At 70.3% G+C, this 22714-nt stretch carries 25 protein-coding genes; 17 read left to right on the forward strand and 8 right to left on the reverse strand.

Translation table 11 applies throughout. From position 1 onward, the window contains the following. The first annotated feature begins 1 nt into the window (after position 1). From ABD108_RS13700 to ABD108_RS13720, 5 genes are read left to right on the forward strand one after another with little or no spacing between them, the layout of a single operon-like run. On the forward strand, positions 2–541 hold the full coding sequence (locus ABD108_RS13700; RefSeq protein WP_343930561.1) for a DinB family protein: 540 nt from the start codon (positions 2–4) through the stop codon (positions 539–541). A gap of 9 nt (positions 542–550) precedes the next feature. After that, positions 551–1348: a thymidylate synthase gene (locus ABD108_RS13705; protein ID WP_220659183.1), complete on the forward strand. Its 798-nt coding sequence runs from the start codon at positions 551–553 to the stop codon at positions 1346–1348. Continuing rightward, the gene (locus tag ABD108_RS13710) at positions 1348–1827 is read left to right on the forward strand and encodes a dihydrofolate reductase (RefSeq protein ID WP_220659182.1); all 480 of its coding nucleotides are present in this window, start codon (positions 1348–1350) and stop codon (positions 1825–1827) included. Before ABD108_RS13705 ends, ABD108_RS13710 begins: the two co-directional genes overlap by 1 nt. A gap of 36 nt (positions 1828–1863) precedes the next feature. Further along, a complete protein-coding gene (dapA, locus tag ABD108_RS13715; protein WP_305110836.1) occupies positions 1864–2769 on the forward strand; it encodes a 4-hydroxy-tetrahydrodipicolinate synthase in 906 nt (301 codons plus the stop codon). Positions 2770–2772: 3 nt separating this feature from the next. Beyond that, positions 2773–4773 (forward strand): ribonuclease J, encoded by a 2001-nt coding sequence (locus tag ABD108_RS13720; protein ID WP_255585827.1) that lies wholly within the window; start codon positions 2773–2775, stop codon positions 4771–4773. A 19-nt stretch (positions 4774–4792) separates the two neighbouring features. Here the strand turns inward: ABD108_RS13720 and ABD108_RS13725 are convergent, their stop codons facing one another. The 5 genes from ABD108_RS13725 to ABD108_RS13745 are packed head-to-tail and all read right to left on the reverse strand — an operon-like array spanning position 4793 to position 7740. Next, the gene (locus ABD108_RS13725; RefSeq protein WP_343930562.1) at positions 4793–5380 is read right to left on the reverse strand and encodes a hypothetical protein; all 588 of its coding nucleotides are present in this window, start codon (positions 5378–5380) and stop codon (positions 4793–4795) included. A 20-nt stretch (positions 5381–5400) separates the two neighbouring features. Further along, positions 5401–5967: a hypothetical protein gene (locus ABD108_RS13730; protein WP_343930563.1), complete on the reverse strand. Its 567-nt coding sequence runs from the start codon at positions 5965–5967 to the stop codon at positions 5401–5403. Next, positions 5964–6539, reverse strand: a complete 576-nt coding sequence (locus ABD108_RS13735) for a hypothetical protein (RefSeq protein WP_305110830.1) — start codon at positions 6537–6539, stop codon at positions 5964–5966. Before ABD108_RS13735 ends, ABD108_RS13730 begins: the two co-directional genes overlap by 4 nt. Beyond that, positions 6536–7111, reverse strand: a complete 576-nt coding sequence (locus ABD108_RS13740) for a hypothetical protein (RefSeq protein WP_305110829.1) — start codon at positions 7109–7111, stop codon at positions 6536–6538. Before ABD108_RS13740 ends, ABD108_RS13735 begins: the two co-directional genes overlap by 4 nt. 29 nt (positions 7112–7140) lie before the next feature. Beyond that, positions 7141–7740, reverse strand: a complete 600-nt coding sequence (locus ABD108_RS13745) for a hypothetical protein (RefSeq protein WP_220659176.1) — start codon at positions 7738–7740, stop codon at positions 7141–7143. A 124-nt stretch (positions 7741–7864) separates the two neighbouring features. On the opposite strand from ABD108_RS13745, the gene ABD108_RS13750 reads away from it, so the two are divergent. From ABD108_RS13750 to ABD108_RS13760, 3 genes are all read left to right on the forward strand, one after another. After that, the gene (locus ABD108_RS13750) at positions 7865–8482 is read left to right on the forward strand and encodes a TIGR03085 family metal-binding protein (RefSeq protein ID WP_220659175.1); all 618 of its coding nucleotides are present in this window, start codon (positions 7865–7867) and stop codon (positions 8480–8482) included. Between the two features lie 71 nt (positions 8483–8553). Next, positions 8554–11238, forward strand: a complete 2685-nt coding sequence (locus ABD108_RS13755; RefSeq protein ID WP_343930564.1) for an FtsK/SpoIIIE family DNA translocase — start codon at positions 8554–8556, stop codon at positions 11236–11238. Positions 11239–11384: 146 nt separating this feature from the next. Next, positions 11385–12395, forward strand: coding sequence for a TerC family protein (locus tag ABD108_RS13760; RefSeq protein WP_220659173.1), 1011 nt, complete (start codon positions 11385–11387; stop codon positions 12393–12395). An 87-nt stretch (positions 12396–12482) separates the two neighbouring features. Here ABD108_RS13760 and ABD108_RS13765 read toward each other — a convergent pair whose 3' ends face one another. Continuing rightward, positions 12483–13223, reverse strand: a complete 741-nt coding sequence (locus ABD108_RS13765) for a putative protein N(5)-glutamine methyltransferase (RefSeq protein WP_220659172.1) — start codon at positions 13221–13223, stop codon at positions 12483–12485. Between the two features lie 47 nt (positions 13224–13270). Between ABD108_RS13765 and ABD108_RS13770 the strand changes: the two genes are divergently transcribed. Continuing rightward, positions 13271–13933 carry a hypothetical protein gene (locus ABD108_RS13770; protein WP_343930565.1) on the forward strand — a complete coding sequence of 221 codons (663 nt, stop codon included), beginning with the start codon at positions 13271–13273 and terminating at the stop codon, positions 13931–13933. On the opposite strand, the gene ABD108_RS13775 is transcribed toward ABD108_RS13770, so the two are convergent. Further along, positions 13930–14436 carry an amino-acid N-acetyltransferase gene (locus ABD108_RS13775; RefSeq protein ID WP_344185652.1) on the reverse strand — a complete coding sequence of 169 codons (507 nt, stop codon included), beginning with the start codon at positions 14434–14436 and terminating at the stop codon, positions 13930–13932. The genes ABD108_RS13770 and ABD108_RS13775 overlap by 4 nt on opposite strands. A gap of 55 nt (positions 14437–14491) precedes the next feature. Here ABD108_RS13775 and pgsA point away from each other — a divergent pair, with 55 nt between their 5' ends. From pgsA to ABD108_RS13815, 8 genes are all read left to right on the forward strand, one after another. Continuing rightward, positions 14492–15070: a CDP-diacylglycerol--glycerol-3-phosphate 3-phosphatidyltransferase gene (gene pgsA / locus ABD108_RS13780; RefSeq protein WP_220659170.1), complete on the forward strand. Its 579-nt coding sequence runs from the start codon at positions 14492–14494 to the stop codon at positions 15068–15070. Beyond that, a complete protein-coding gene (locus ABD108_RS13785; protein ID WP_343930566.1) occupies positions 15057–15539 on the forward strand; it encodes a CinA family protein in 483 nt (160 codons plus the stop codon). Before pgsA ends, ABD108_RS13785 begins: the two co-directional genes overlap by 14 nt. A gap of 85 nt (positions 15540–15624) precedes the next feature. After that, the gene (locus ABD108_RS13790; RefSeq protein ID WP_220659168.1) at positions 15625–15900 is read left to right on the forward strand and encodes a helix-turn-helix domain-containing protein; all 276 of its coding nucleotides are present in this window, start codon (positions 15625–15627) and stop codon (positions 15898–15900) included. A gap of 165 nt (positions 15901–16065) precedes the next feature. After that, positions 16066–16881 (forward strand): PspA/IM30 family protein, encoded by an 816-nt coding sequence (locus tag ABD108_RS13795; protein WP_220659167.1) that lies wholly within the window; start codon positions 16066–16068, stop codon positions 16879–16881. 7 nt (positions 16882–16888) lie between these two features. Further along, on the forward strand, positions 16889–17758 hold the full coding sequence (gene pspM, locus ABD108_RS13800) for a phage shock envelope stress response protein PspM (RefSeq protein ID WP_220659166.1): 870 nt from the start codon (positions 16889–16891) through the stop codon (positions 17756–17758). Positions 17759–17881: 123 nt separating this feature from the next. Then, positions 17882–18052 (forward strand): hypothetical protein, encoded by a 171-nt coding sequence (locus ABD108_RS13805; protein ID WP_220659165.1) that lies wholly within the window; start codon positions 17882–17884, stop codon positions 18050–18052. 31 nt (positions 18053–18083) lie between these two features. Further along, positions 18084–19226, forward strand: a complete 1143-nt coding sequence (locus tag ABD108_RS13810; RefSeq protein WP_343930567.1) for a glycosyltransferase — start codon at positions 18084–18086, stop codon at positions 19224–19226. A 9-nt stretch (positions 19227–19235) separates the two neighbouring features. Then, on the forward strand, positions 19236–19427 hold the full coding sequence (locus ABD108_RS13815; RefSeq protein ID WP_220659163.1) for a DUF3046 domain-containing protein: 192 nt from the start codon (positions 19236–19238) through the stop codon (positions 19425–19427). Positions 19428–19489: 62 nt separating this feature from the next. Here the strand turns inward: ABD108_RS13815 and ABD108_RS13820 are convergent, their stop codons facing one another. Further along, positions 19490–22630 carry an arabinosyltransferase domain-containing protein gene (locus tag ABD108_RS13820; RefSeq protein ID WP_343930568.1) on the reverse strand — a complete coding sequence of 1047 codons (3141 nt, stop codon included), beginning with the start codon at positions 22628–22630 and terminating at the stop codon, positions 19490–19492. Positions 22631–22714 lie beyond the last annotated feature (84 nt).

Below are 22714 nucleotides of genomic sequence, written 5' to 3' on the forward strand. Positions count from 1 at the left end.
CATGTCCGATTCGCGGCTCGATCTCCTGCGGTGGCAGTTCGATTTCACCTGGTCGCTCGCCGAGGTGCACCTCGCCGAGCTGGTGCCCGAGGACTTCCTCTGGGAGCCGGCTCCGCAGTGCTGGACGATGCACCGCGATTCCGCGGGCACCTGGACGCCGGACTGGGCCGACACCGAACCCGACCCGATCCCCATCCCCACCGTCGCGTGGGTGGCCTGGCACCTCGGCTGGTGGATGAGCGTCACCGTCGACCACCTCAGCGGCGCCCCGCCGCGATCGCGGGATGACGTCCGGTGGCCCGGGCCCGACGGTGCCGTGGCCTCGCTGCGCGGGTTCCGCGACGAATGGCTGACGGTGCTCGGCGGGCTGACCGAAGCCCGGCTCGACGAGCCGTCCGCGTTCCCGTGGCCGCAGGACGCCGGACTGACGGTGGCGAACCAGCTCGCCTGGGTGAACGCCGAGCTGATGAAGAACGTGGCCGAGATCGGCCAGTTGCGCCTGCTGCGCGCCGTTCGTGAGCCTGTCAGCGGTCCCGCCTAGACTGGGGGCGTGATCGCGACGCCCTACGAAGACCTGCTCCGCGACGTGCTGGAGAACGGCACGCACCGCCCCGACCGCACCGGTACGGGCACGCGCAGCGTGTTCGGGCGCCAGCTCCGCTACGACCTGTCCCAGGGCTTCCCGCTGATCACCACCAAGCGCGTGCACCTGAAGTCCATCGCCTACGAGCTGCTGTGGTTCCTGCGCGGCGATTCGAACGTGAAGTGGTTGCAGGACAACGGCGTCACCATCTGGGACGAGTGGGCAGATGCGGACGGCGAGCTCGGCCCCGTCTACGGCGTGCAGTGGCGCAGCTGGCCCACCCCCAACGGCGAGCACATCGACCAGATCAGCAAGGCCATCGAACTGCTGCGCACCGATCCGTCCAGCCGGCGCAACATCGTCTCCGCCTGGAACGTGAGCGAGATCGAGAACATGGCCCTGCCGCCGTGCCACGCCTTCTTCCAGTTCTACGCGGCCGACGGCAAACTGAGCTGCCAGCTGTACCAGCGCAGCGCCGACCTGTTCCTCGGCGTGCCCTTCAACATCGCCAGCTACGCCCTGCTCACCCACATGGTGGCCGCACAGGTCGGCCTCGAACCGGGCGAGTTCATCTGGACCGGCGGCGACTGCCACATCTACGACAACCACGTCGAGCAGGTCACCGAGCAACTGCGCCGCGACCCGTACCCGTACCCGCGGCTCGAACTCGCGCCGCGCGATTCGATCTTCGACTACACCTACGAGGACATCACCGTCCACGACTACCAGCACCACCCCGCCATCAAGGCGCCGGTGGCGGTCTAGTGATCGGGCTCATCTGGGCCCAGGCCCGCGGCGGCGTGATCGGCGCCGACGGTGGGATTCCGTGGCACATCCCGGAGGACATGAAGTTCTTCCGCGAGACCACGGCCGGCGCCACCATGCTCATGGGCCGCAAAACCTGGGATTCGCTGCCGCCCCGGTTCCGGCCGCTGCCCGGCCGCACCAACATCGTCGTCACGCGGGACCGCACCTGGTCGGCCGACGGTGCCCTGGTCCAGCACGATCTGACGCTCCCGGACACCGAGGACCTCTGGGTGATGGGCGGCGGCGAGATCTACGCCGCCGCACTCCCGTCGGCCGACCTGCTGGCCGTCACCGAGGTCGATGCCGACATCGACGGTGACACCGTGGCCCCGGCGATCCCCGACGACTTCGCGCTCACCGACGACACGGGCTGGCGCGACTCCTCGTCGGGCCTGCGGTACCGCCACCTGACCTACCGGCGAACGGCAAGCCAGTAGGGATTCGCCCCGAGAGGGTGGGTAGCCTTAGCCCTTATGAGTGCGACCTCGGCGACCACATCGCCCACCACCCCCTTCGGCACGATCTCCGTCGCGATGGTCACTCCGTTCAAGGCCGACGGCACCCTCGACCTCGAAGCCGGGCAGAAGCTGGCGTCGCACCTCGCCGATCAGGGCGTCGACGGCCTCGTCGTCGCGGGGACCACCGGTGAGTCGCCCACCACGCAGCCGTGGGAGAAGGTCCAGTTCCTCAAGGCAATCCTGGAGGCCGTGGGCGACCGCGTGAAGATCACCGCGGGTGTGGGCACGTACGACACCGAGGAGTCGGCCGTCTTCGCGCGCGACGCCGCCGAGGCCGGCGCACACGGCCTGCTCGTGGTGACCCCGTACTACTCGCGCCCGCCGCAGGCCGGCTTGCTGGCGCACTTCACCACCGTCGCCGACGCCACCGACCTGCCCGTCCTGCTCTACGACATTCCGCCGCGCTCCGTGGTCCCGATCGAGACGGCCACCCTCCGCGCGCTCGCCGAGCACAAGAACATCGTGGGTGTGAAGGACGCCAAGGGAGACCTCGGCGCCGGCGCCCGCCTCATCGCGGAGACCGGCCTGCAGTACCTCTCCGGCGACGATCCGCTGAACCTGCCGTGGCTCTCCGTGGGCGCGGCGGGATTCGTCTCGGTGATCGGCCACGTGGTCGCACCGCAGCTTCGCGCCCTGCGCGACGCCTACTTCGCGGGTGAAGTCGCCCGCGCCCAAGAGATCAACGCCTCACTCAGCCCGGTGTACGAAGCCATGGCGGGTCTGGGCGGCGTCACGTTCTCGAAGGCAGCACTGGCCCTCCAGGGCCTCGATATGGGCATTCCGCGCCTCCCGCAGGTGCCGCCCACCGGTGAACAGCGCGACCGGCTCGCCGCGCTCCTGACCCAGGCAGGGGTTCTCTAAGACATGACAGACGACGCAGCAGGCAGTACCCGACGGAGCCGGAAGGTCACCCGGCAGGCCGGCCCACCCGCCGAGCCCAAGCCCGTGATCTCCACCTCGGCGGCCCGCGTCGTGGTCGAGGACGCGCCGAAGGCGGCCGCGAAGACCGCGCCCGCGAAGACGGCACCCGCGAAGACCGCGCCCGCCAAGGCCGCACCGGAGAAGGCCGCTGCCGAGCAGCAGGCACCGGCCCAGAAGTCGGCGCCCAAGGGCGACCGGAAGCGCGGCGGTGGCGGACGCCGCGGCAACGACCGCGGATCACGCGGCAGCGCACCGTCGCCCGCGGTCGAGCGGCTCGGGCCCCCGCCCAAGCTGCGCAAGGGCGGCCTGCGCGTGGTGGCGCTCGGCGGCATCAAGGAGATCGGTCGCAACATGACCGTCTTCGAGTACGACGGCAAGCTCCTGATCGTGGACTGCGGCGTGCTCTTCCCCGAGGACCAGCAGCCCGGCGTCGACCTGATCCTCCCGGACTTCCGCTACATCGAGAACCGGATCAAGGACGTCGAGGCGATCGTCCTCACTCACGGCCACGAGGACCACATCGGCGCCGTGCCCTTCCTGCTGCGTCTGCGGCCCGACATCCCCATCGTGGGCGCCAAGTTCACGCTCGCCCTGATCAAGGCGAAGTGCGACGAACACCGTCTGCGTCCCAAGCTGATCGAGGTCCGCGAGGGCGAATCCACCAGCCACGGCCCGTTCGAGTGCGAGTACTTCGCCGTGAACCACTCGATCCCCGACGCGATCGCCGTCGCGATCCACGCCGGCGGCCAGGTGGCCCTGCACACCGGTGATATCAAGCTCGACCAGCTGCCGCTCGACGGCCGCCTCACCGACCTCGCCGGCTTCTCCCGCCTCGGCGATGCCGGCGTCGACCTCTTCCTGGTGGACTCCACCAACGCCGAGGTCCCGGGCTTCGTGACCCCCGAGCGGGAGATCGGGCCCGTGCTCGACAACGTGATCGGCCGGGCCAAGGGCCGCGTGATCGTCGCGTCCTTCGCCTCGCACGTGCACCGCATCCAGCAGATCGTCGACGTGGCCGTGGCACACAACCGGCGTGTGGTCTTCGTGGGCCGCTCCATGGTGCGCAACATGCAGATCGCCCAGGACATGGGCTATCTGCGGGTGCCGGAGGGTGTCGAGGTCGATCTCGACACCGCCGCCTCGCTGCCCGATCACCGGATCGTGCTGGTGTCCACCGGATCTCAGGGCGAACCGCTCTCCGCGCTGTCCCGGATGGCCCGCGGCGAGCACCGCAACATCACCATTTCCCCGCAGGATCTCGTGGTGCTCGCGAGCTCGCTGATCCCGGGCAACGAGAACTCTGTGTTCGCCGTGGTCAACGGCCTCGCGAAGCTGGGCGCCACCGTGGTCACCCAGCAGAGCGCGAAGGTGCACGTGTCCGGCCACGCCAGCGCGGGTGAGCTGCTGTACCTGTACAACGCGGTGCGTCCGCGCAATGCGATGCCGGTGCACGGCGAGTGGCGCCACCTGCGCGCCAACGCCGCGCTGGCCGAGGCCACGGGCGTGCCGAAGGACCGGATCATGCTCGCCGAGGACGGCGTGGTCGTCGACCTGGTCGACGGTGTCGCGAAGATCGTGGGCCAGGTGCCCGTCGGTCACGTCTACGTGGACGGCTCATCGGTGGGCGATGTGGGCGAGTCGACGCTGTCGGACCGCCTCGTGCTCGGCGAGGGCGGCTTCATCGCGATCAGCATCGTGATCGACGAAGAGGGCAACTCCGTGACCACCCCCGAGGTGAGCGGACGCGGCTTCTCCGACGATCCGACCGCACTCAAGGAGGCGGAGAAGCTGGTCGAGGAGACGATCGCGCAGCTCGCCGCCGAGGGCATCAAGGATCAGCACCGCATCGCGCAGGCCGTGCGGCGCGCCGTGGGCCGCTGGGTCTCCAACACCTACCGGCGCCGCCCGATGATCGTGCCGACCGTGATGGTGGTGGGGGAGTAGGACTCCCCGGGCGGGCTCGCTAGCGGGCCCGCTCCACCTTCGCGATCTGTGCACGGAAGAGCTCCCAGAACTGGTCGCGATCGACCTCCCGCGGGATGACGCCCTCGGATCCGTCGAGTAATGCGGCATTGTCCGACGTGAATCGTACGGAGCGGCCTTCGACCTCGATGAAACCGCTCATCGAGGCGAGCCGGCTTTGCGGTGTGCGGTACTCGAAGACGCTGGCGCGCTTGCGCACAAGATCGTCGGGGAGCGACACGACGAACAGCGTCATCCCCTGGGGCACGCACGCTTGCGCGCGCACAATCGATTCGGCCGTGAGCGGTTCCGCGTACACCTCGCCCTCCAGGCTCAGGTTGTCCCAGATGCCGGTGGTCAACGAAGAGTAGGTGCCGGTGGTCGCCCGCTCCTTGTTCCTCGTGGCCGTGAAGCAGGGTTCCGGACCGCCCAACGTGGTACCGCTTCCCCAGGCGGAGCTGTCCTTCCGTATCGAAATCGTTGTTCCTGGCGGCAGTTCCGCCTGGTCGAGGGCGAGGCCGGCCACAGGATTCTTCGGCTCCTCATTGTCCGAGCAACCCGCGAAGACGAGACACGCGATCAGAGGCACGGCAGCTCGGCGCCGTAGCGTCACTGGCGCTCGATCTTGGCGATCTGGGCGCGCAGGATCTCCCAGAAGGTGTCGGTGTCGAGTACCTTGCCGTCGGGCGACGTGCCGACGACTCCGACTGTCACACCGTGCAGTTCGGCGGTCGCCTCGATCCGTTGCGATCCGGATCGGAAGGCCGTGGGATTGACGCGGGCGAGATCCGCGGGTGCAGGGACGCGCCGTTCCCGCGGCGACATGTCGCACGCCACGTTCTGCTCGCCGAGGACCTCCGCCACCGGGCGGCCGAACACCGACGCGTAGTACATCGTGTCGCCTCGCCAGGCCTCGGCCTCGACTGCGCTCGACCCTGCGAGCCGCTGTTGCAGCTCGTGGGTCTTGACCGCGCAGCGAGAGCTGTTCGCGGGGCGGGTGCCGACCGCGGGAAAGGTCATCGGAAACGTCTTGTAGTCATGGCTGCCGGGTGGAAACTCCTGCGCCGTGAGGACCGCGTCCTTCGGCACGACCGGTGCCGCTTGCGCGATCGCTGGAAGTGCAGCGGCCGCGACCACCGCGACCGATCCGCCGGCGAGAACCGAGCGGATCGTCACGGCTGCCGCTCCACCTTGGCGACCTGTGCGCGCAGCGTCTGCCAGAACGAGTCCGCGTCCACCGGCTTTCCGTCCCTCCCGTGCGCCTGGACGGACACCGTGACGCCGCGTACGTCCACCCAGCTGTCGATGGACGAGCCCCTGTAGGTGGTGATGTGTGTCCGATAGCTGGCGAGGTCGGGCGGCGCCGCGAGCTTCTGCGGCCGTGCGTTACCGCTGGAATCGGCATCGCACGTCGCGTCGATCTCGGCGACTCGCGCGGTGTACGCGCGACCGACCACCCCCGACTCGATCTTCGTCGTACCTCGGAGGACCTCTGCGCTCACGGCTTTCACGCCGGAGATCGACTTCACCGCGTCGCGGACCGCACGGTCGCACGCGGTGTTCGCAGACTCGTCGCCGTTGAAATCGATGGTCGCATCGTCGGTCTTGTAGCCGGTGCTGCCGAGCGGGAATTCGTTGGCGGCGAGGACAGCTTGCGCGGGCACGATCGGCGCCGCCTGCGCTAGCGCAGGGATGGACAGCGCAGCGAAGGTCAGGGCGCCGACGGCGGCGAACCGGCGGCCGATCACGGCTGCCGCTCCACCTTGGCGACCTGCGCGCGAAGAATCTGCCAGAACGCGTCGGTGTCCGCCGGCTGGTTCCCGCGACCGTCCACGGAGACGCCGACGGCAGCGCCACGAACGTCGACGACACCGATGGCCGAATCCCGGGACTCCGAGAGGAAGACGAATCCGTTGTACCTACTCAGGTCGGCAGGGAGCGGCGCGATAGCGAGCTGCACTCCCAATTCGGCTCCACACACACGGAAGACGGTGCGCATCGCGTCGGCCATCGGACGATCGTTCACGCTGGCTTCGAGCTTGCTGGAGCCTCGCACGGCCTCGGCGTCCGTACTCTTCGCGCCTTCGAGTCGCTTGTCCAGATCGTACGAGGCACGCTCGCAGGAAGAGTCCCCGGTGACCTTCACGGGCGGCGCCCCGATTTCGGACGAGACCTTGTATTCGACACTGCCGAAAGGGAATTCGTTCGCCGCGAGAATCGCCTGCGCGGGCACGACCGGCGCGGCCTGCGCCACCGCCGGCAGGCCGATGACGACGGCGCCGGCGATCGAGGCCGCGGCGACGAGATGACGAGTGTTCATTGGTTCCCCCCTGGGATCGATGAAGCCGGTCAGCGACCGGTCTGGACCTTCTGGATCTGTGCGCGGAAGACGGCCCAGAAGCGATCGGTGTTCGCCGGTGTCGCGCTGAGGCCCTCGACGTAGACGTTCACGGTGTATCCGTTGACGTCGGCGAAGCCCTGGACCGCGCCGATGCGGCCGTCCTCGCGCGCCGTCATCACGACGGGGGAGTACCGGACCAGATCGGGCGGCGTCGCGAGCTGTCCGCCGTCGCAGCGCTCGACCACAGCGCGCCACTGGTTGGTGACCACCGGCGACAGCACGGCCGAGGACATGAACGAGTAGCCGTTGCGTGCGGTGGCCTCGGCGCCGTTCACCGACGCCAGCGTGGCGTTGAGACCATCGCCCGCCGCGCGGCAATCGGCGGGAGAGGACTCCGGGATCTTCACCTTGGCGGTGGCCGCGTTCGGGTCCACCCGGTAGTCGGTGGAGCCGGCCGGGAACTGCGCCGGGCCGAGCAGCAGGTTGGTGCTGACCGGGGCCGCCGACGCGGCGGGCGCGGCGAGTGTGCCGACGGTGGCGATCGCGGCGACGAACGCCCCGGCGGAGGCCAAGCGGGCGCGACGAGCCCGTGCGGTATTCACAGTCATGCCACGGATCCTACGACATAGTTCATTGCGTCAGGTGAAAGATCCGGGAACGTCGGGGGCGCGATCGGGCGGCGCTTCGGCGGCGGCCCGATGCCGCCCCGCAATGAGGATTAGGGTTGGCCGCGTGAAGCCCGCACGCATCGAACGCGCCGCCCTCGTCGAAGCGGCCCGCGCGGCCGGTCCGGACGCGCCCACGCTCTGCGGCGACTGGACGGTGACGGACCTGCTCGCCCACCTGATCCTGCGCGAGTCCCGCCCGGACGCCGCGGCGGGCATCCTGCTGCGCCCGCTCGCCCGGCACACCGCCCGCGTTCAGGAGAGCATCGCCGCCCGGCCGTTCGACGACCTGCTGGCCACGGTCGCGGGCGGGCCGCCGCGGCTGTCGCCGCTGCGGCTCGTGGACGAGCAGGCGAATCTCGGCGAATTCTTCGTGCACACCGAGGACATCCGCCGCGCCGCACCGGGATGGAAGCCACGCCGGCTGGACCCCGGCGTGGAACAGGGCCTCGCCGCGGCCGTCGCCCGGATCGCCGCGCTCACGCTGCGGCGTGCGCCGCTCCGGATCAGCCTCACCACCGAGGCCGGAACGCTGGTCACCGCGGGTAAAGGGCCCGACGTCGCCGTGATCGGGGCGATCGGCGAGATCGCGATGTGGGCCTACGGGCGCGATGAGGCGCTGGTCACCTTCGAGGGCGACGATCCGCACATCGACCGGCTCGGTTCGGTGGCGCGGTCGCTCTGACGACGCGCCGTCCACCTTGTTACTTGTGTTGCACTTGATACAGATGGGGCAGGTGTCGATAGACTGCCCCCATGGCAGCGAAGACGACCACCCGTGCGCGCAGCGCCGCGAACTCCCGTTCGGGGAGCAGCCGCGGCCGCGCCGCGAGCTCGGCCGGCGGCCGTAAGACCGCGCCGCGCACCCCCGCGAAGCAGACCAAGCAGAACGCCAAGCAGGGCCCCGGCATGGCCGCCAGCGCCGGTAGGGGAGTGGGCCGCGGACTCGGTGCCAGCTGGAAACTGCTGGCCAGGGGTGTCGGTGGCGCCGTCCGCAGCGGGCGCCGCGCACCGTCGGAGACCGCCGAGACCGAGGTGCTCAGCGCCACCGCCGGCCCGGAGGGCACGCCGCGCAACAGCGGCACCCACTCGCGTGACGGGCTCGCGCTCGGGCTGTTCGCCATCGCGATCGTGCTCGGCGCCGCCCTCTACTTCGACGCGGGCGGGCCCGTGGGCTCGTTCTTCTCCACCGCCGTCCGCGCCGTCGTCGGCTGGTTCTCGGTGCTCGTGCCGGTGCTCGCCATCGCGCTCGGCGTGATCATGATGCGCCGGCCCGACAACCCCGGAGCCCGCGTGCGGCACCGCGTGGGCGGTGCCCTCATCGTTCTCGCCTTCCTCGGCCTGCTGCACATCGGCGCCGGCCGCCCCGCCGAGTTCGACGACCGTGCCGCCGCGGGCGGATACCTCGGCTACATCGTGGGCGGCCCGCTCACCGACGGTTTCACCGCCTGGATCTCGGTGCCCCTGCTGGTGCTCGTCGCCCTCTTCGGTCTGCTCCTGGTGAGCGGAATGACGGTGCGCGAGATCATCGATCGCCTCAAGTTCTACTTCGGGGTCGACCTCGACCGCCAGTACGGCGACGACGAGGAGCCGCTCGACGACGACGATCTCGATTCGCCCTTCGCCTTCGACTCCGGCCCGGCCGACACCGCGAGCCTCGCCGCGTCGCCCTACGGCGACCCGTACGAGAACTACCCGGCCGACCCCGCGCCGCCGAAGCGCAGCCGCCGCAAGACCGCCCCAGCCGAGCCCGACGAGGCCCTGTCCGACCAGGTGACCGCGCCGATCGGGGCCGATCCCGCACCGTCGGACGAGCCGACCGTCGAGGTTCCGCCGAAGGCCGCGTCGAAGCCCCGTCGCGCCCCCGTGGTCAAGGACAACACGCCCCCGCCCGCCCCCAAGGCGGCCGAGTTCACCGTGGCCCGCACCATCGACAACGAGAACTACATCCTGCCCCCGGCCGACCTCCTCATCGAGGGCGAGCCCGCCAAGGCCGGAACCAGCGCCAACGACGCGATGATCGACGCGATCACCGGCGTGATGGAGCAGTTCAAGATCGACGCCGCCGTTACCGGCTACACGCGCGGTCCCACCGTGACCCGCTACGAGGTGGAACTCGGACCCGGCGTGAAGGTGGAGAAGGTCACCGCGCTGCACCGCAACATCTCCTACGCGGTCGCCACTGACAACGTGCGCCTGCTGGCCCCGATCCCCGGCAAATCGGCCGTGGGTATCGAGGTGCCCAACACCGACCGCGAGATGGTGCGCCTGGCCGACGTCCTCGCCGCCGACAGCACCCGCAAGGACACGCACCCGCTGGTGATCGGCCTCGGCAAGGACATCGAGGGCGAAATGGTCAACGCCAACCTCGCCAAGATGCCCCACCTGCTCGTGGCCGGCTCCACCGGCTCGGGTAAGTCGAGCTTCGTGAACTCGATGCTCGTCTCGCTGCTCGCGCGGGCCACGCCCGACGAGGTACGGATGATCCTCATCGACCCCAAGATGGTCGAGCTCACCCCCTACGAGGGCATCCCGCACCTCATCACGCCCATCATCACCGACCCCAAGAAGGCGGCCGCCGCGCTGTCCTGGCTGGTCGAGGAGATGGAGCAGCGGTACAAGGACATGCAGGCCTCGCGCGTGCGGCACATCGACGACTTCAACCGGAAGGTGAAGTCGGGCGAGATCACCACCCCGCTCGGCAGCGAGCGCGTGTACCGGCCGTACCCCTACATCGTCGCCATCGTCGACGAGCTCGCGGACCTCATGATGACCGCCCCGCGCGACGTCGAGGAGGCGATCGTCCGGATCACGCAGAAGGCCCGCGCCGCCGGCATCCACCTGGTGCTGGCCACGCAGCGCCCGTCGGTCGACGTGGTCACCGGCCTGATCAAGACCAACGTGCCCTCACGCCTGGCGTTCGCGACGTCCTCACTCACGGACTCGCGGGTCATCCTGGACCAGCCCGGCGCCGAGAAGCTGATCGGTATGGGCGATGCGCTGTTCCTGCCCATGGGCGGCAAGACCACCCGCATGCAGGGCGCCTTCATCACCGACGAGGAGATCAGCTCCATCGTCGACTTCGTGAAGAACCAGGCCGAGCCCGACTACACCAACGGGGTCACCGAGACCAAGGTCGAGAAGAAGGACGTCGACCCGGACATCGGCGACGACCTGGACGTCTTCCTGCAGGCCGTGGAGCTCGTGGTCACCTCGCAGTTCGGCTCCACCTCGATGCTGCAGCGCAAGCTGCGCGTGGGCTTCGCCAAGGCCGGCCGTCTGATGGACCTCATGGAGACCCGCGACATCGTGGGCCCGTCGGAGGGGTCGAAGGCGCGCGACGTTCTCGTCACGCCCGACGAGCTGCCCGGCCTGCTCATGGTGCTACGCGGCGGCGGCGACGCCGGCGCGGACGACTCGGACGACGAACCGGACTTCTAACTGTTATAGTGATCATGCATTTGTGAGGGGAGTATCCCGCTCGCAGCGCGATCGTCATCACGGTGGATCGATATCCGCCCGGGCGCGCTGAACCCGCATCGTCGGGTGGGGAGAGACCTCCGGATCTTGTACCGGAGGTATATGCAATGCACGTCTCAACCCTTGTCTGGGTCGTCTCCATCCTGGTGGTTCTGGGACTCTTCGTCTTCGACTTCTTCGCCCACGTGCGCACCCCGCACGAGCCCACGCTGAAGGAGTCCGGCTTCTGGACCGCCGTCTACATCGGCCTGGCCGTGATCTTCGGCATCGGCGTCTGGGTGGTGTCCGGACCGCAGTACGGCGGAGAGTTCTTCGCCGGATTCGTCACCGAGAAGGCGCTATCTGTCGACAACCTCTTCGTGTTCGTCATCATCATGGCGAAGTTCGCCGTTCCCAAGATGTACCAGCAGAAGGTGCTGCTCATCGGCATCGTGATGGCGCTGGTCATGCGCGGCATCTTCATCGCCGTGGGCGCCGCCGCCATCTCCGCGTTCAGCTGGGTGTTCTACCTGTTCGGCATCTTCCTCATCTACACCGCCTTCAAGCTGGTCAAGGAGGCCGCGTCGCCCGAGGGGCCGATCGACGACGAGGAGAAGCGCGAGAGCCGCGTGGCCTCGCTGTTCAAGAAGATCGTCCCCACCACCGATCAGTACGACGGCGACAAGCTGGTCACCAAGATCGACGGCAAGAAGGTCGCCACGCCGCTGCTGCTGGCGCTGGTCGTGATCGGTTTCACCGACCTGCTGTTCGCGTTCGACTCGATCCCCGCGATCTACGGCCTCACCCAGGAGCCCTACCTGGTGTTCATGGCCAACGCCTTCGCGCTGATGGGTCTGCGCCAGCTGTTCTTCCTGATCGGCGGACTGCTCGACCGCCTGGTGTACCTGTCCTACGGCCTGTCGATCGTGCTCGGCTTCATCGGCGTCAAGCTGGTGCTGCACGCCCTGCACGAGAACACGCTGCCCTTCATCAACGGTGGCCAGCCGCTAGCCGTCCCGGAGATCTCGACCGGCCTGTCGCTGGCAGTGATCATGGGTGTCCTCGCGATCACCACGATCGCGTCCTTGCTCAAGTCCAAGCACGACGACAAGAAGTCGATCGACGCCGGCTCCGAGTAGACCGACAGCGCGAAGCCCCGTCCGTCACCACGGTGACCGGCGGGGCTTCGTCGTTTCGGTGCGCGGTCGTCTCGGTGCGCAGTCGGGTCAGTGCGCGGGTTCGAGCACGCCGACGGCCACCGTGGAACCGCGATCGGCATCGGTGACCACACGCGCGGCGAATCCGGCGGCGCGCAGCAGCCGCTCGGTGTACTCGGCCTGGTAGCGGCCCGTCTCGATGAGGACGACGCCGCCGTCCGCGAGCCACATCCGCGCCTCGGCGGCGATCCTGCGATGCACCGCCAATCCGTCGGCGCCGCCGTCGAGGGCCACGCGCGGCTCGTGCTCGCGGGCCTCGGCGGGCATCGTCGCGATCGCCGCCGTGGGGACGTACGGGGCGTTCGCCGCGATCACGTCCACCCGGCCGGACAGCTCGCGGGGGAGTGAGGCGTACAGATCGCCGGTGAGCACCGTGGCGCCGGGCGCATTGAGCCTGGCGTATTCGAGGGGCACCGGGTCGATGTCGACCGCGTAGGCCTCTTCCGCAGCGCAGGTGGCGGCGACGGGGGCCACGCCGCAGCACAGCTCGACCAGGACAGCCGGACGGGCGTCGTCCGCGAGCTCGGCGAGCAGCTCGGTGCGCCGGCGCGGCACGAAGGTTCCGGGGCCCACGGCCAGCCGGCGACCCCGGAATTCGACCCAGCCCAGCAGGTGCTCGAGCGGTTCACCACAGCAACGTCGCCGTACCAGATCCTCGAGTTCCGCGCCGGTCGCGGTCGAGGCGAGCAGCTCGGCTTCCTGGTCGGCGAACACGCAACCCGCCGCTCGCAATTCGTCGATCACGTCCACCCGAAGAGTCAATCATGGTTCACCGAATCGGCCATACACTTCGGGCTGTGAACGCCTATGGATTTCCGCCCGCGGGACCGTCCGGATCGCCGCCCCCGCGCGCCCTCCCGGCACGCCCCGGTCCGACGGGGCCGGCCGTCGCGATCGGCTCCGGCGCGGTCGCGATCCTGTCCGTCGCGGTGGCCGCGGTCGTGGCGGATCGCATGCCCTCGTCGGCCTCCGCGGCGACGGTGTGGGCCGCCACCCTCCTCCCGTACCTCCCGATTCTGGCGTATCTCGCGGCGGTCGGCAGGGGCCTGACGGGCAGGCTGGCCGGTGTGGGCGCGTGGACGCTCGTGGCACTCACCGATACCGGTGTGGCGCTGTGGCTGGCCCTCACGCGGGGCGAAGTGCATCGCTTCATCGACGCGATCGTGGTGCTCACCGGCGTGGTGATGACGGTCGGCGGGGTCGCGGGGTGGGGGCTCGCCCGCCGGGACGGGATCGCCTGGATCGCCTCCGTTCCCGTGGGCATCGGCACCTGGGCGCTGTGGCAGTACGTGGTCGGGGAGCAGGTGCTCGGCGCGGTCACCCAGGGGGCGCCGGCCGCGATGCAGGTCGGTTTCGCCGTGTTCACCTGGGTGATCCCGATACTCGTCGGGTGGTTGATCGACGTGCTCACGCGCGGCCCCGGAGCGACCCGGCCCACCGTCGAGCCGGGGTGGGGCTAGAGGGACACCAGCATCCGGGTGTTGCCGAGGGTGTTCGGCTTCACGTAGCTCAGGTCGAGGAACTCGGCGACGCCCTGGTCGTAGCTGCGGCACAGTTCGGCGTACACCTCGGCGCTCACCGGCGTGCCGTCGATCTCCACGAAGCCGTGCCGCCCGAAGAAGTCCGTCTCGAAGGTGAGCACGAACACCCGCTGCAACTCCAGGAACCGCGCCTCGTCGAGCAGGCGCGCCACGATCTTGTGCCCGATCCCGTGCCCCTTGACCGCCGGATCCACCGCGAGCGTGCGGATCTCACCGAGATCCGACCACAGCACGTGCAGCGCACCGCAGCCGACGATCTCGCCGCCCACCTGCGCCACCCAGAACTCCTGGATCGACTCGTACAGCGTGACCAGGTTCTTCTCCAACAGGATCCGGCCCGCGTAGACGTCGATGAGGCGCTTGATCGCGGGGACGTCGGAGGTCCGGGCGCGACGCAACTCGTCGGCGGCGGAGGTGGTCATCGCCAAACACTAGCGCGCGCGGGCGCCGATCCCCGGACCCGATAGGCTTAGCGCCGTGAGTGCACCGGATGGCGTGAGTCCCACGGACACACGTGTCTCCAATGTGAATGTGGCGAACGCCCTCACGGTGCTTCGGATCGTACTCGTGCCGGTCTTCCTGGTGGCCCTGTTCGCCGACGGCGGCCACGATCCGCACTGGCGGTGGATCGCCTTCATCGTCTTCGCGGTGGCCATGTTCACCGACCGCGTGGACGGCCAGATCGCGCGCCGCTACGGCCTCATCACCGACTTCGGCAAGCTCATGGACCCGATCGCCGACAAGGCCCTGACCGGTGCCGCGCTGATCGGCCTGTCGATGCTGGGCGATCTGCCGTGGTGGGTGACCGTGGTGATCCTGATCCGCGAACTCGGGATCACCGTCTTCCGGTTCGCCGTGATCCGTGACGGCGTGATCCCGGCCAGTCGCGGCGGCAAGCTCAAGACGATGCTGCAGACGATCGCGATCGGCCTCTACCTCATGCCGCTGCCCGCGTGGATGGACCTCCCGAAGGCCGTCGTCATGGGCGCCGCGGTCATCGTCACGGTGTGGACCGGCATCGACTACCTCGTGAGCTGGTGGCGTGCCCGCACCTGAGGCGGCCGGCCTCGTCGCGGCCCTGACCGCGCGCGAGCAGACCGTGGCCTCCGCGGAATCGCTCACCGCCGGACTGTTCGCCGCCACGATCGCCGACGTCCCCGGCGCCAGCGCGGTGCTCCGCGGCGGCCTCATCGTGTACGCCACCGATCTCAAGTCCACGCTGGCCGGGGTGCCGGCCGATGTGCTCGACCGCTGCGGACCCGTGCACCCGGACACCGCCCGCCTCCTCGCCGACGGCGCCCGCGATCGCTGTGGTGCCGACTGGGGCGTCGGCCTCACCGGGGTGGCCGGCCCCACCGAACAGGACGGCGTGCCCGTGGGCACCGTCTACCTGGGCATCGCGGGACCGTCGGGCACGTCCGTCACCGCCCTGCGGCTCGACGGTGACCGCTCCGCCGTCCGGCACGGCGCCGTCTCCGAGGCGCTCCGGGAGCTCCGGGACCGGGTCCTCGACCCGAATCCGTAAGGAAATTCCGCAAACGGGAACCAACCGGGCCTCCTCAGCGTTGAGTGAACAGATATCAAGTTTCAACGACGAATCGGAGGTGAGCATGGCTCTACTGTTGCGCGAAGCGATCGGCGAGAATCTGCGCAAGACGCGGGTCCGCCAGGCACGCACGCTCCGGGACGTGTCGTCGGCGGCCCAGGTCAGCTTGGGCTACCTGTCCGAGGTCGAGCGCGGCCAGAAGGAGGCGTCCAGCGAACTGCTGGCCGCCATCTGCGGCGCACTCGACGTGGAGGTCGCCGAACTGGTGGCACAGGCCAGCGTCTCGATGCGGCCGTTCCCGAAGCTGGTCATCCCGGCCCCCGCCATGGCGGCCGCCTGACCCGAGATCACGGGCCGCGGGTACGGGGGAAATCCCTGAACCCGCGGTCCGGGGCCGCACAACGGCCCGGATACCCGATAGATTGGACATCACGTCGGTACGTCGCCCACTCGGGCCCGCGCCGACCCGACCGGACACACTTCGACACGGAGGCGTAGTAGACCGATGGCTAACCCGTTCGTCAAGGGCTGGCGCTACCTCATGGCGCTGTTCAACGCGAAGATCGACGAGAACGCCGATCCCAAGGTGCAGATCCAGCAGGCGATCGAGGACGCCCAGCGGCAGCACCAGGCACTGTCCCAGCAGGCCGCAGCCGTGATCGGCAACCAGCGGCAGCTGGAGATGAAGCTCAACCGCCAGCTGGCCGAGGTGGAGAAGCTGTCCGCCAACACCCGCCAGGCCGTGCAGCTGGCCGATCAGGCCGCCGGCGCCGGTGACGCCGCCAAGGCCACCGAGTACACCAATGCGGCCGAGGCCTTCGCCGCGCAGCTGGTGACGGCGGAGCAGAGCGTGGAGGACCTCAAGGCCCTGCACGATCAGTCCCTGCAGGCCGCCGGCCAGGCCAAGCGCGCCGTCGAGCAGAACGCTCTGCAGCTGCAGAACAAGCTCGCCGAGCGCACCAAGCTGCTCAGCCAGCTGGAGCAGGCGAAGATGCAGGAGCAGGTCTCCGCTTCGCTGAACCAGATGGGTCAGCTGTCGGCGCCCGGCAACACCCCGAACCTCGACGAGGTGCGGGAGAAGATCGAGAAGCGGTACGCCAACGCCCTCGGCTCCACCGAGCTCGCGCAGAACTCGGTCCAGGGCCGGATGGCAGAGGTGCAGCAGGCCACCGTGCAGATGGCCGGGCACTCGCGGCTGGAGCAGATCCGGGCTTCGATGCAGGCCAACGGTCAGATCGCCGGTGCCCCCGCGGCACCGCAGGCCGCCCCCGCACCGCAGGCCGCGCCCGGCCAGGCCGGCCCGAACCCCGCCGGACAGTAAGGGCGCCGTGAGCTCCCAGGGAGGCCGCTACCGCACCGACTTCTCGGCGGTGGCGGCCTCCGCTGCACGGATGGCCACCTCCGCGATCGGCGCTTCGGCGACCGCGATGGAGGCGGCCGCCCGCGCCGTCGACGAGGCCCGCGACAAGGCGGCCCGGCGGCGCGACCCGAAGATCGCGCACCAGCGCGCCATCCGCAACGCGCGGCACACCGTCAACGGCTGGGCCGCCACCACCTCGGCGTCGGCCGTCGTCTCCGTCGGCGGATTCGCCGCTGCCGCACCGGTGGTCGGCGGCACCGCCACCGCGATCACCGCCGTGATCGTGGTTCCCGCGGCCTACGCGGTGCGCAAGCTGCGTCGCCTCCGCAAGACCCCGGTACCGCCGCGCACCTATGCCCGGCGCACCATCCCCGCGGCATCGTCCGCGCTGCACGACCCCGTGCGTCGGCTGGCCGACGCCGAACAGGAATTCCTCGCCCTGGTCTCGGTGCTCTACCGCTCGGGCGCCCTCCCGCCCGATGCGCTCTCCGAGCTCGACGACGACGCCGAGGCCTCGGCCGACGCGATCATCTCCTACAGCGAGCAACTGGTCGACATGGAGCGCGCCATCAGCGGCGGGGGCGAGTCCGCGATCATGCTGCGCGCCGTCCTCGACGACGGGCTGCGCAGCCTCGACGAGGGCATTCTCACCTACCAGGACATGGTGCGGTCCGCCGCGTCCACCGTCGCCGCCGCACGGCAGTCGCTGGGCTCACCGTCGCGCTTCGACGACCTCAGTCGCGCCACGCCACGTCTGCAGGAGACCGCCGAACGGCTCCGCGCCTGGGCCTACGGCATCGAGGCGCTGCCCCCGGTGCCCGACCCGCATCGCTGGTAGATCCGCTCAGGGTTCACCCCGATCTTTCCCCGAACTCCCAGCTCAGCGCGTGACTTCCCCGCTCGGGCGGAGGCAGTATGGATGGTGAAAGAACTGGCGCACACACCATCGAAAGGACCCGCAATGTTCTGGAAGATCATCGGCGCGATCGTCGTCATCTGGATCGCCCTCATGGTGGCATCGGCGATCATCAAGTCGCTGCTTCCACTCGCCCTCATCGCACTGGTGATCATCGGTATCGTCTCGGTGGTCAAGTGGCTGGGCTCGGGCAAGAAGAGTTCCACCACCCTGTGACCGCGGGGCCGCCCGCACGGAAGGAGTGCGGGTGCGCGTCGCCATCGTCGCCGGATCCGAGGCCGGGCATGCATTGCCCGGCCTCGCGCTCGCTCTCCGGCTGAACGCCGCCGGACACACCGCGGTGGTCTTCACCGGCCGGCAATGGGCGGGCGTGGGCGCCCACCGCGGAATCGACACCCGGGAACTGCCAGGGCTCGCCGCCCGGCCCGGTGACGACGACGGTGATGCCGGCGCGAAGATCCACGACCGCGCCGCGTACATCGCCACCCGCCTGCTGCCCGAGCTCGCCGCCGCCGAGCCCGACCTCGTGGTGGCCGACATCCTCACGCCCGGCGGCGGAATGGCGGCCGAACTCCTGAGCCTGCCGTGGCTCGAACTGAGCCCGCACCCGCTGTACCTGCCCTCGAAGGGCCTGCCCCCGATCGGCGCCGGGCTCGCACCGGGACACACACCGCGCGAACTCCTCCGCGATTGCGTCCTACGCGCTTTCACCGCTCGCGACTTGCGTAACGGGCGCCGCCAGCGCGAAGCGGCGCGCGCCGGAATCGGCCTTCCCGCGAGCGATCCCGGCCCCGAGGGCAGGCTCGTCGCCACCATTCCCGCGCTGGAGGTGCCGCGGCCCGACTGGCCCGCACGGACCCACCTCGTGGGGCCGCTGACGCTCGAACCCACCGAGGAACTCTGCCCGGTTCCCGACGGCGACGATCCGCTGGTGATGGTGGCACCGTCGACCGCGGCGACGGGGGAGCAGGACCTCGCCGAGACCGCCGTGGCCGGACTCGACGGTGCGGGCGTGCGGATCGCCGTCTCCGGACTCAACCCGCCCGCGTTCGACCTGCCGTGGGTCGCCAGCGGCTTCGGCCGCCAGGACCGTCTGCTCGAACAGGCCGACGCGGTGGTGTGCGGCAGCGGCCACGGCATGCTCACCAAGGCCCTCACCGCCGGGCGCCCCGTTGTGCTGGTGCCCGGCGGCGGCGATCAATGGGAACTCGCGAACCGGGTGGCGCGGCAGGGGAGCGGCGTCCTCGTGCGTCCCGCGACCCCCGGCGCGATCCGCGACGGTGTGCGCGCGGTGCTCGGCGATCCGGCGTACGCCGCAGCCGCGCGCGCGGCGGCCTCCTCCGCGCACCGGGTCGCCGACCCGGTGCAGGTGTGCGAGGCCTACCGGTAGCCTGGTCCGGTGCGTCTCACCGACTTCCGCGAACTGCTCGTCACCGAGTTCGGCACCCTCCGGGGCGAGACCCTGATGCGCGACCACCGGCTCACCGAGTTCGGCATGACCGGCGACGAGGCCATCGAATCCGGCGTCGACCCGCGCGATGTCTGGCGGGCGTTGTGCTCCGAGTTCGACGTGCCCAAGAGCCGCTGGTAACCGGGCCTCCGCCGGGACGGGGACACTGCCCCGACCCAGACGTGCCCACGAGCCGCTGGTAGCTACACCGGCGTCGGTCCCGGCGACCACCAGCCCTGCCGCGTGACGTCGGTGCGGCCGTAGGCGGCGGGCGGCGCGGACACGTACGGCAGGTACCGCTCCAGCGCGCCCCACTCCCGGCCCCAGTCGTTGTCGAGGTAGGTCGGCACGGTCTGCGCCTTGGCCAGCAGCAGCGCCCAACCCAGCGGACCGCCGGCGTCGCCGCCCTGCCACGTGGTGGTGGCCGCCGCGGCCAGATCGCGCTCCGGCTGGATCCGCCACCGCGGCTGCTCGGCGATGCCGCCGAACTCGCGCCACTGCCGCTGGCACGGGAAGCCGATGCCGGCGCCCCAGTCGACCAGCGTGGGATCGTCGCCGATCAGGTCCTGCAGCGTGGTGAGCTGCGGGACCCGGGGCGGCGTGTACGCCACCCACGTGCGCTCCGACGGTGCCGTGACCTCCGCGCGCACCCGCACCGCCGTGGCGCCGCGCGGCACCTGGTCGGCGGGCACCCGCAGGTTCCGCCACGCCGGCGGGGGGCCGATGTCGATCGGGGTGACCGATCCGGCGGGTGTGATCGTTCCTGTGCCGGTACCGAATTCGAGCTGCAGGTTGCTCGGGTCGAAGCGGCCAGCCACGCTGATCGTGAGCAGCTTGTCCACCCCGCCCGCGGGCAGTGCGTACCAGCTGGAGACGGCCTTCGCGGAGCGCTGGCTGGCGCCCTGCTGGCGGCTGCCCACCACCGGGACGCGCGCCGGATCGAGCCCGAAGGGCAGCGCCGCGGTCGAGCCGTTGACGCCCGGCGTGCTGAGCGTGCCGCCGCCGGTGCCACCGGTGTTCGACGCGGTGGTGTCGGCGTCGCCGGTGTTGAGCAGGTCGGCCGCGCCGCGGGAGGTGGTGTTGAGATCGCCCGCCAGACCGTTCGGCGTGAAGTTCTCGTTCTCCTCGCCCACCAGCGGCTGCGGTGAGTTCCCGATCGGCGTGAGCACACCGGCGTTCGCATCGCGCTCGGCGAGCACCTCGTCGGCCATGCCGCACGGATTGCCCGCGAGCGACTGCAGGTTCTGCAGTCCGTAGGAGTAGGCGGGCCGCTGCACCAGGATCGACGCGGCATTGGTCGCGCCGATCATCGCGATGATCAGCGTGGCCACCAGCGTGATCGGGGTGGCCCACCCGGGCAGGCGCACCGACGGTGTCGACGGCGGCGGCGTCCACCCGGTCACGTGCACCACCAGTGCGGCCGCGAGCAGCACCACGGTGAGCGCCACGAAGACGCTGGCCAGCTTGATGCCCGCGATCGACGGCTCTTCTCCACCCCAGGGGATGCCGAAGTTGCCGGGATAGAACCAGCCGTTGGTCGACTCGAAGGCCAGTGCCGCGGCGCCCGAGGCGGCGGCGAGGAAGAGCAGCCGGAACTGCAGCCGCCGGACCACCCGCGGGCCGATGGCCACGGCCGCCACCGCGGCCACCATGGCGCCGAGCGTGGCGAAGGCGCCGAAGTGATGCGTCCACTTGGTGGGGTTGAAGGCCATCACCAGCAGCGAGACGCCGATGGCGGCCACGATCCGCCGTGCGGGCCCGGTGGCGATCCCCGGGATGCGGCGGCGCCACAGCAGCGCGACCGCGGTGGCCGCCGCCGCGAGGAACATCGCGAGCATCGAGAACCGCCGTGCCACCGAGCCGTTGGGGTTCTGCTGGAACAGGGTCTCGTACCGGATGATCTCGCGGTGCCAGGGCTCGGCCGGACCGACGGTGCTCAGCAGCTTGGTGGATTGGATCATCTCGATCAGCCCGTGATCGCCGAAGATCAGGAACAGCACCGAGGCGCCGGCGGCGGCGAGCGGCAGCAGCGAGCCGGCGTAGCCGTTCGCGGCCACGTGGGCGCGCACCGCCTTCCACAGCGGTGCCGCGGCCACGAGGAAGACCACGAAGGCGAAACTGCCGGTGGGTGCGGCGGACAGGGTCAGCCCCGCCACGATCAGCCCGACGCCCGCGGGCGCGAGCCGCTGGGTGGCGATGGTGCGCTCCACGCAGCACCAGGTGAGCACGGTGCCCAGCGCCACGATCGGCTCGGGACGCAGGCCGGGGTTGTAGGTCAGCCAGAACAGGGTGAAGACGGCCGCCGCCGCCCACAGGCCGCGGGCGTGATCGCGGGGCGCGCGGCGCTTGCTCAGGCCGAGCCGGGGGAGCACCTCGCGGGAGATCAGCAGCCAGGCGATGATGCCCGACACCAGCGCGGGCAGCCGCAGCCACGGGCTGGACACGCTGAGCTCGCTCATCCAGGCGACCACGTAGAAGGGCATGCCGAAGGGGGCGTAGGGCGCGTCGTAGTAGCGGAAGACCTCGGGCATGTAGCCGGAGTGCAGGGCCGCCTTGATCATCCCCAGGATGTAGCCGTCGTCGGAGGTGGGGGCGCCGATGATGTGCCACACCAGCAGGCTGCCGATCACGGCGGCGTCGGCGAGCCCGAACCGCAGCCAGTGGCCGGGGATCAGGTGGCGGCGCTTGCGACCGTCGGCCCGATCCAGCACGGCCAGCGCGACGATCGAGATCAGCACGCACAGCACGCCGATCACGATCGCCAGGCCCTTGAGCAGCGACGGTGTGGAGGTGTAGCGCGAGTCCACGTTGATGTGCACGTTCGGCAGCGGGCCGGCCTGCGTCGGCGGCAGATCGCTGAAGACGCCCACTACCTGCGGCCGGAAGTCGCCGCGCACCTCGCCGCGATCGGGCAGGCCGGCCGCGCTCGCGGTCGCGGCCTGATCGTCGACGGTGATCGTCAGGTCGCCGCACCGGGCCGCGTCCTGCCGCGGCACGGTGTACACGAGCGCGCCGCGCGAGCGCACCGTCACCGATTCGGCATCGGTCGTCACCCACAGGCCGACGGTGCGCGCCCGGTCGCCCGCCGGTGGCGGAGTGGTGGCGAGGAGCACCGTCTCCTTGTCCATCGGCTGCGCGGCGATGAGCGCGCACGGCACCGTCGCCCGCATGTCGAGCGGCTTGTACATCGTCAGCGGCGCGGTCACCGAGGCGGGCGAGCCGGCCTGCGGCCAGTCGATCGTCACGGCGGTCTGCTTGATGGGCAGCAGCGGCGTGGCGATCGCGAGCAGCAGGCCCACCAGGCCGGTGACGACGGCGACGATCCGAGCGGTACGGCGATTCACGATCACTGAGCGTATCGGGCCCGGGCGGTCACCTCGGACAGGCGCGTGGGAGGGGCCCCGCGGCGTGTGATTTCTCCCCGGCTG

Source organism: Tsukamurella strandjordii (genome assembly GCF_039525985.1).
Lineage (GTDB): Bacteria > Actinomycetota > Actinomycetes > Mycobacteriales > Mycobacteriaceae > Tsukamurella > Tsukamurella strandjordii.

Bases quoted from the DNA above. Each gene is read 5' to 3' on its own strand.
- dapA (WP_305110836.1), top strand. From the start codon at position 1,864: ATGAGTGCGACCTCGGCGACCACATCGCCCACCACCCCCTTCGGCACG.
- ABD108_RS13745 (WP_220659176.1), bottom strand. From the start codon at position 7,740: ATGACTGTGAATACCGCACGGGCTCGTCGCGCCCGCTTGGCCTCCGCC.
- ABD108_RS13720 (WP_255585827.1), top strand. From the start codon at position 2,773: ATGACAGACGACGCAGCAGGCAGTACCCGACGGAGCCGGAAGGTCACC.
- ABD108_RS13760 (WP_220659173.1), top strand. From the start codon at position 11,385: ATGCACGTCTCAACCCTTGTCTGGGTCGTCTCCATCCTGGTGGTTCTG.
- ABD108_RS13775 (WP_344185652.1), bottom strand. From the start codon at position 14,436: ATGACCACCTCCGCCGCCGACGAGTTGCGTCGCGCCCGGACCTCCGAC.
- ABD108_RS13755 (WP_343930564.1), top strand. From the start codon at position 8,554: ATGGCAGCGAAGACGACCACCCGTGCGCGCAGCGCCGCGAACTCCCGT.
- ABD108_RS13700 (WP_343930561.1), top strand. From the start codon at position 2: ATGTCCGATTCGCGGCTCGATCTCCTGCGGTGGCAGTTCGATTTCACC.
- ABD108_RS13805 (WP_220659165.1), top strand. From the start codon at position 17,882: ATGTTCTGGAAGATCATCGGCGCGATCGTCGTCATCTGGATCGCCCTC.
- ABD108_RS13740 (WP_305110829.1), bottom strand. From the start codon at position 7,111: ATGAACACTCGTCATCTCGTCGCCGCGGCCTCGATCGCCGGCGCCGTC.
- ABD108_RS13795 (WP_220659167.1), top strand. From the start codon at position 16,066: ATGGCTAACCCGTTCGTCAAGGGCTGGCGCTACCTCATGGCGCTGTTC.
- ABD108_RS13790 (WP_220659168.1), top strand. From the start codon at position 15,625: ATGGCTCTACTGTTGCGCGAAGCGATCGGCGAGAATCTGCGCAAGACG.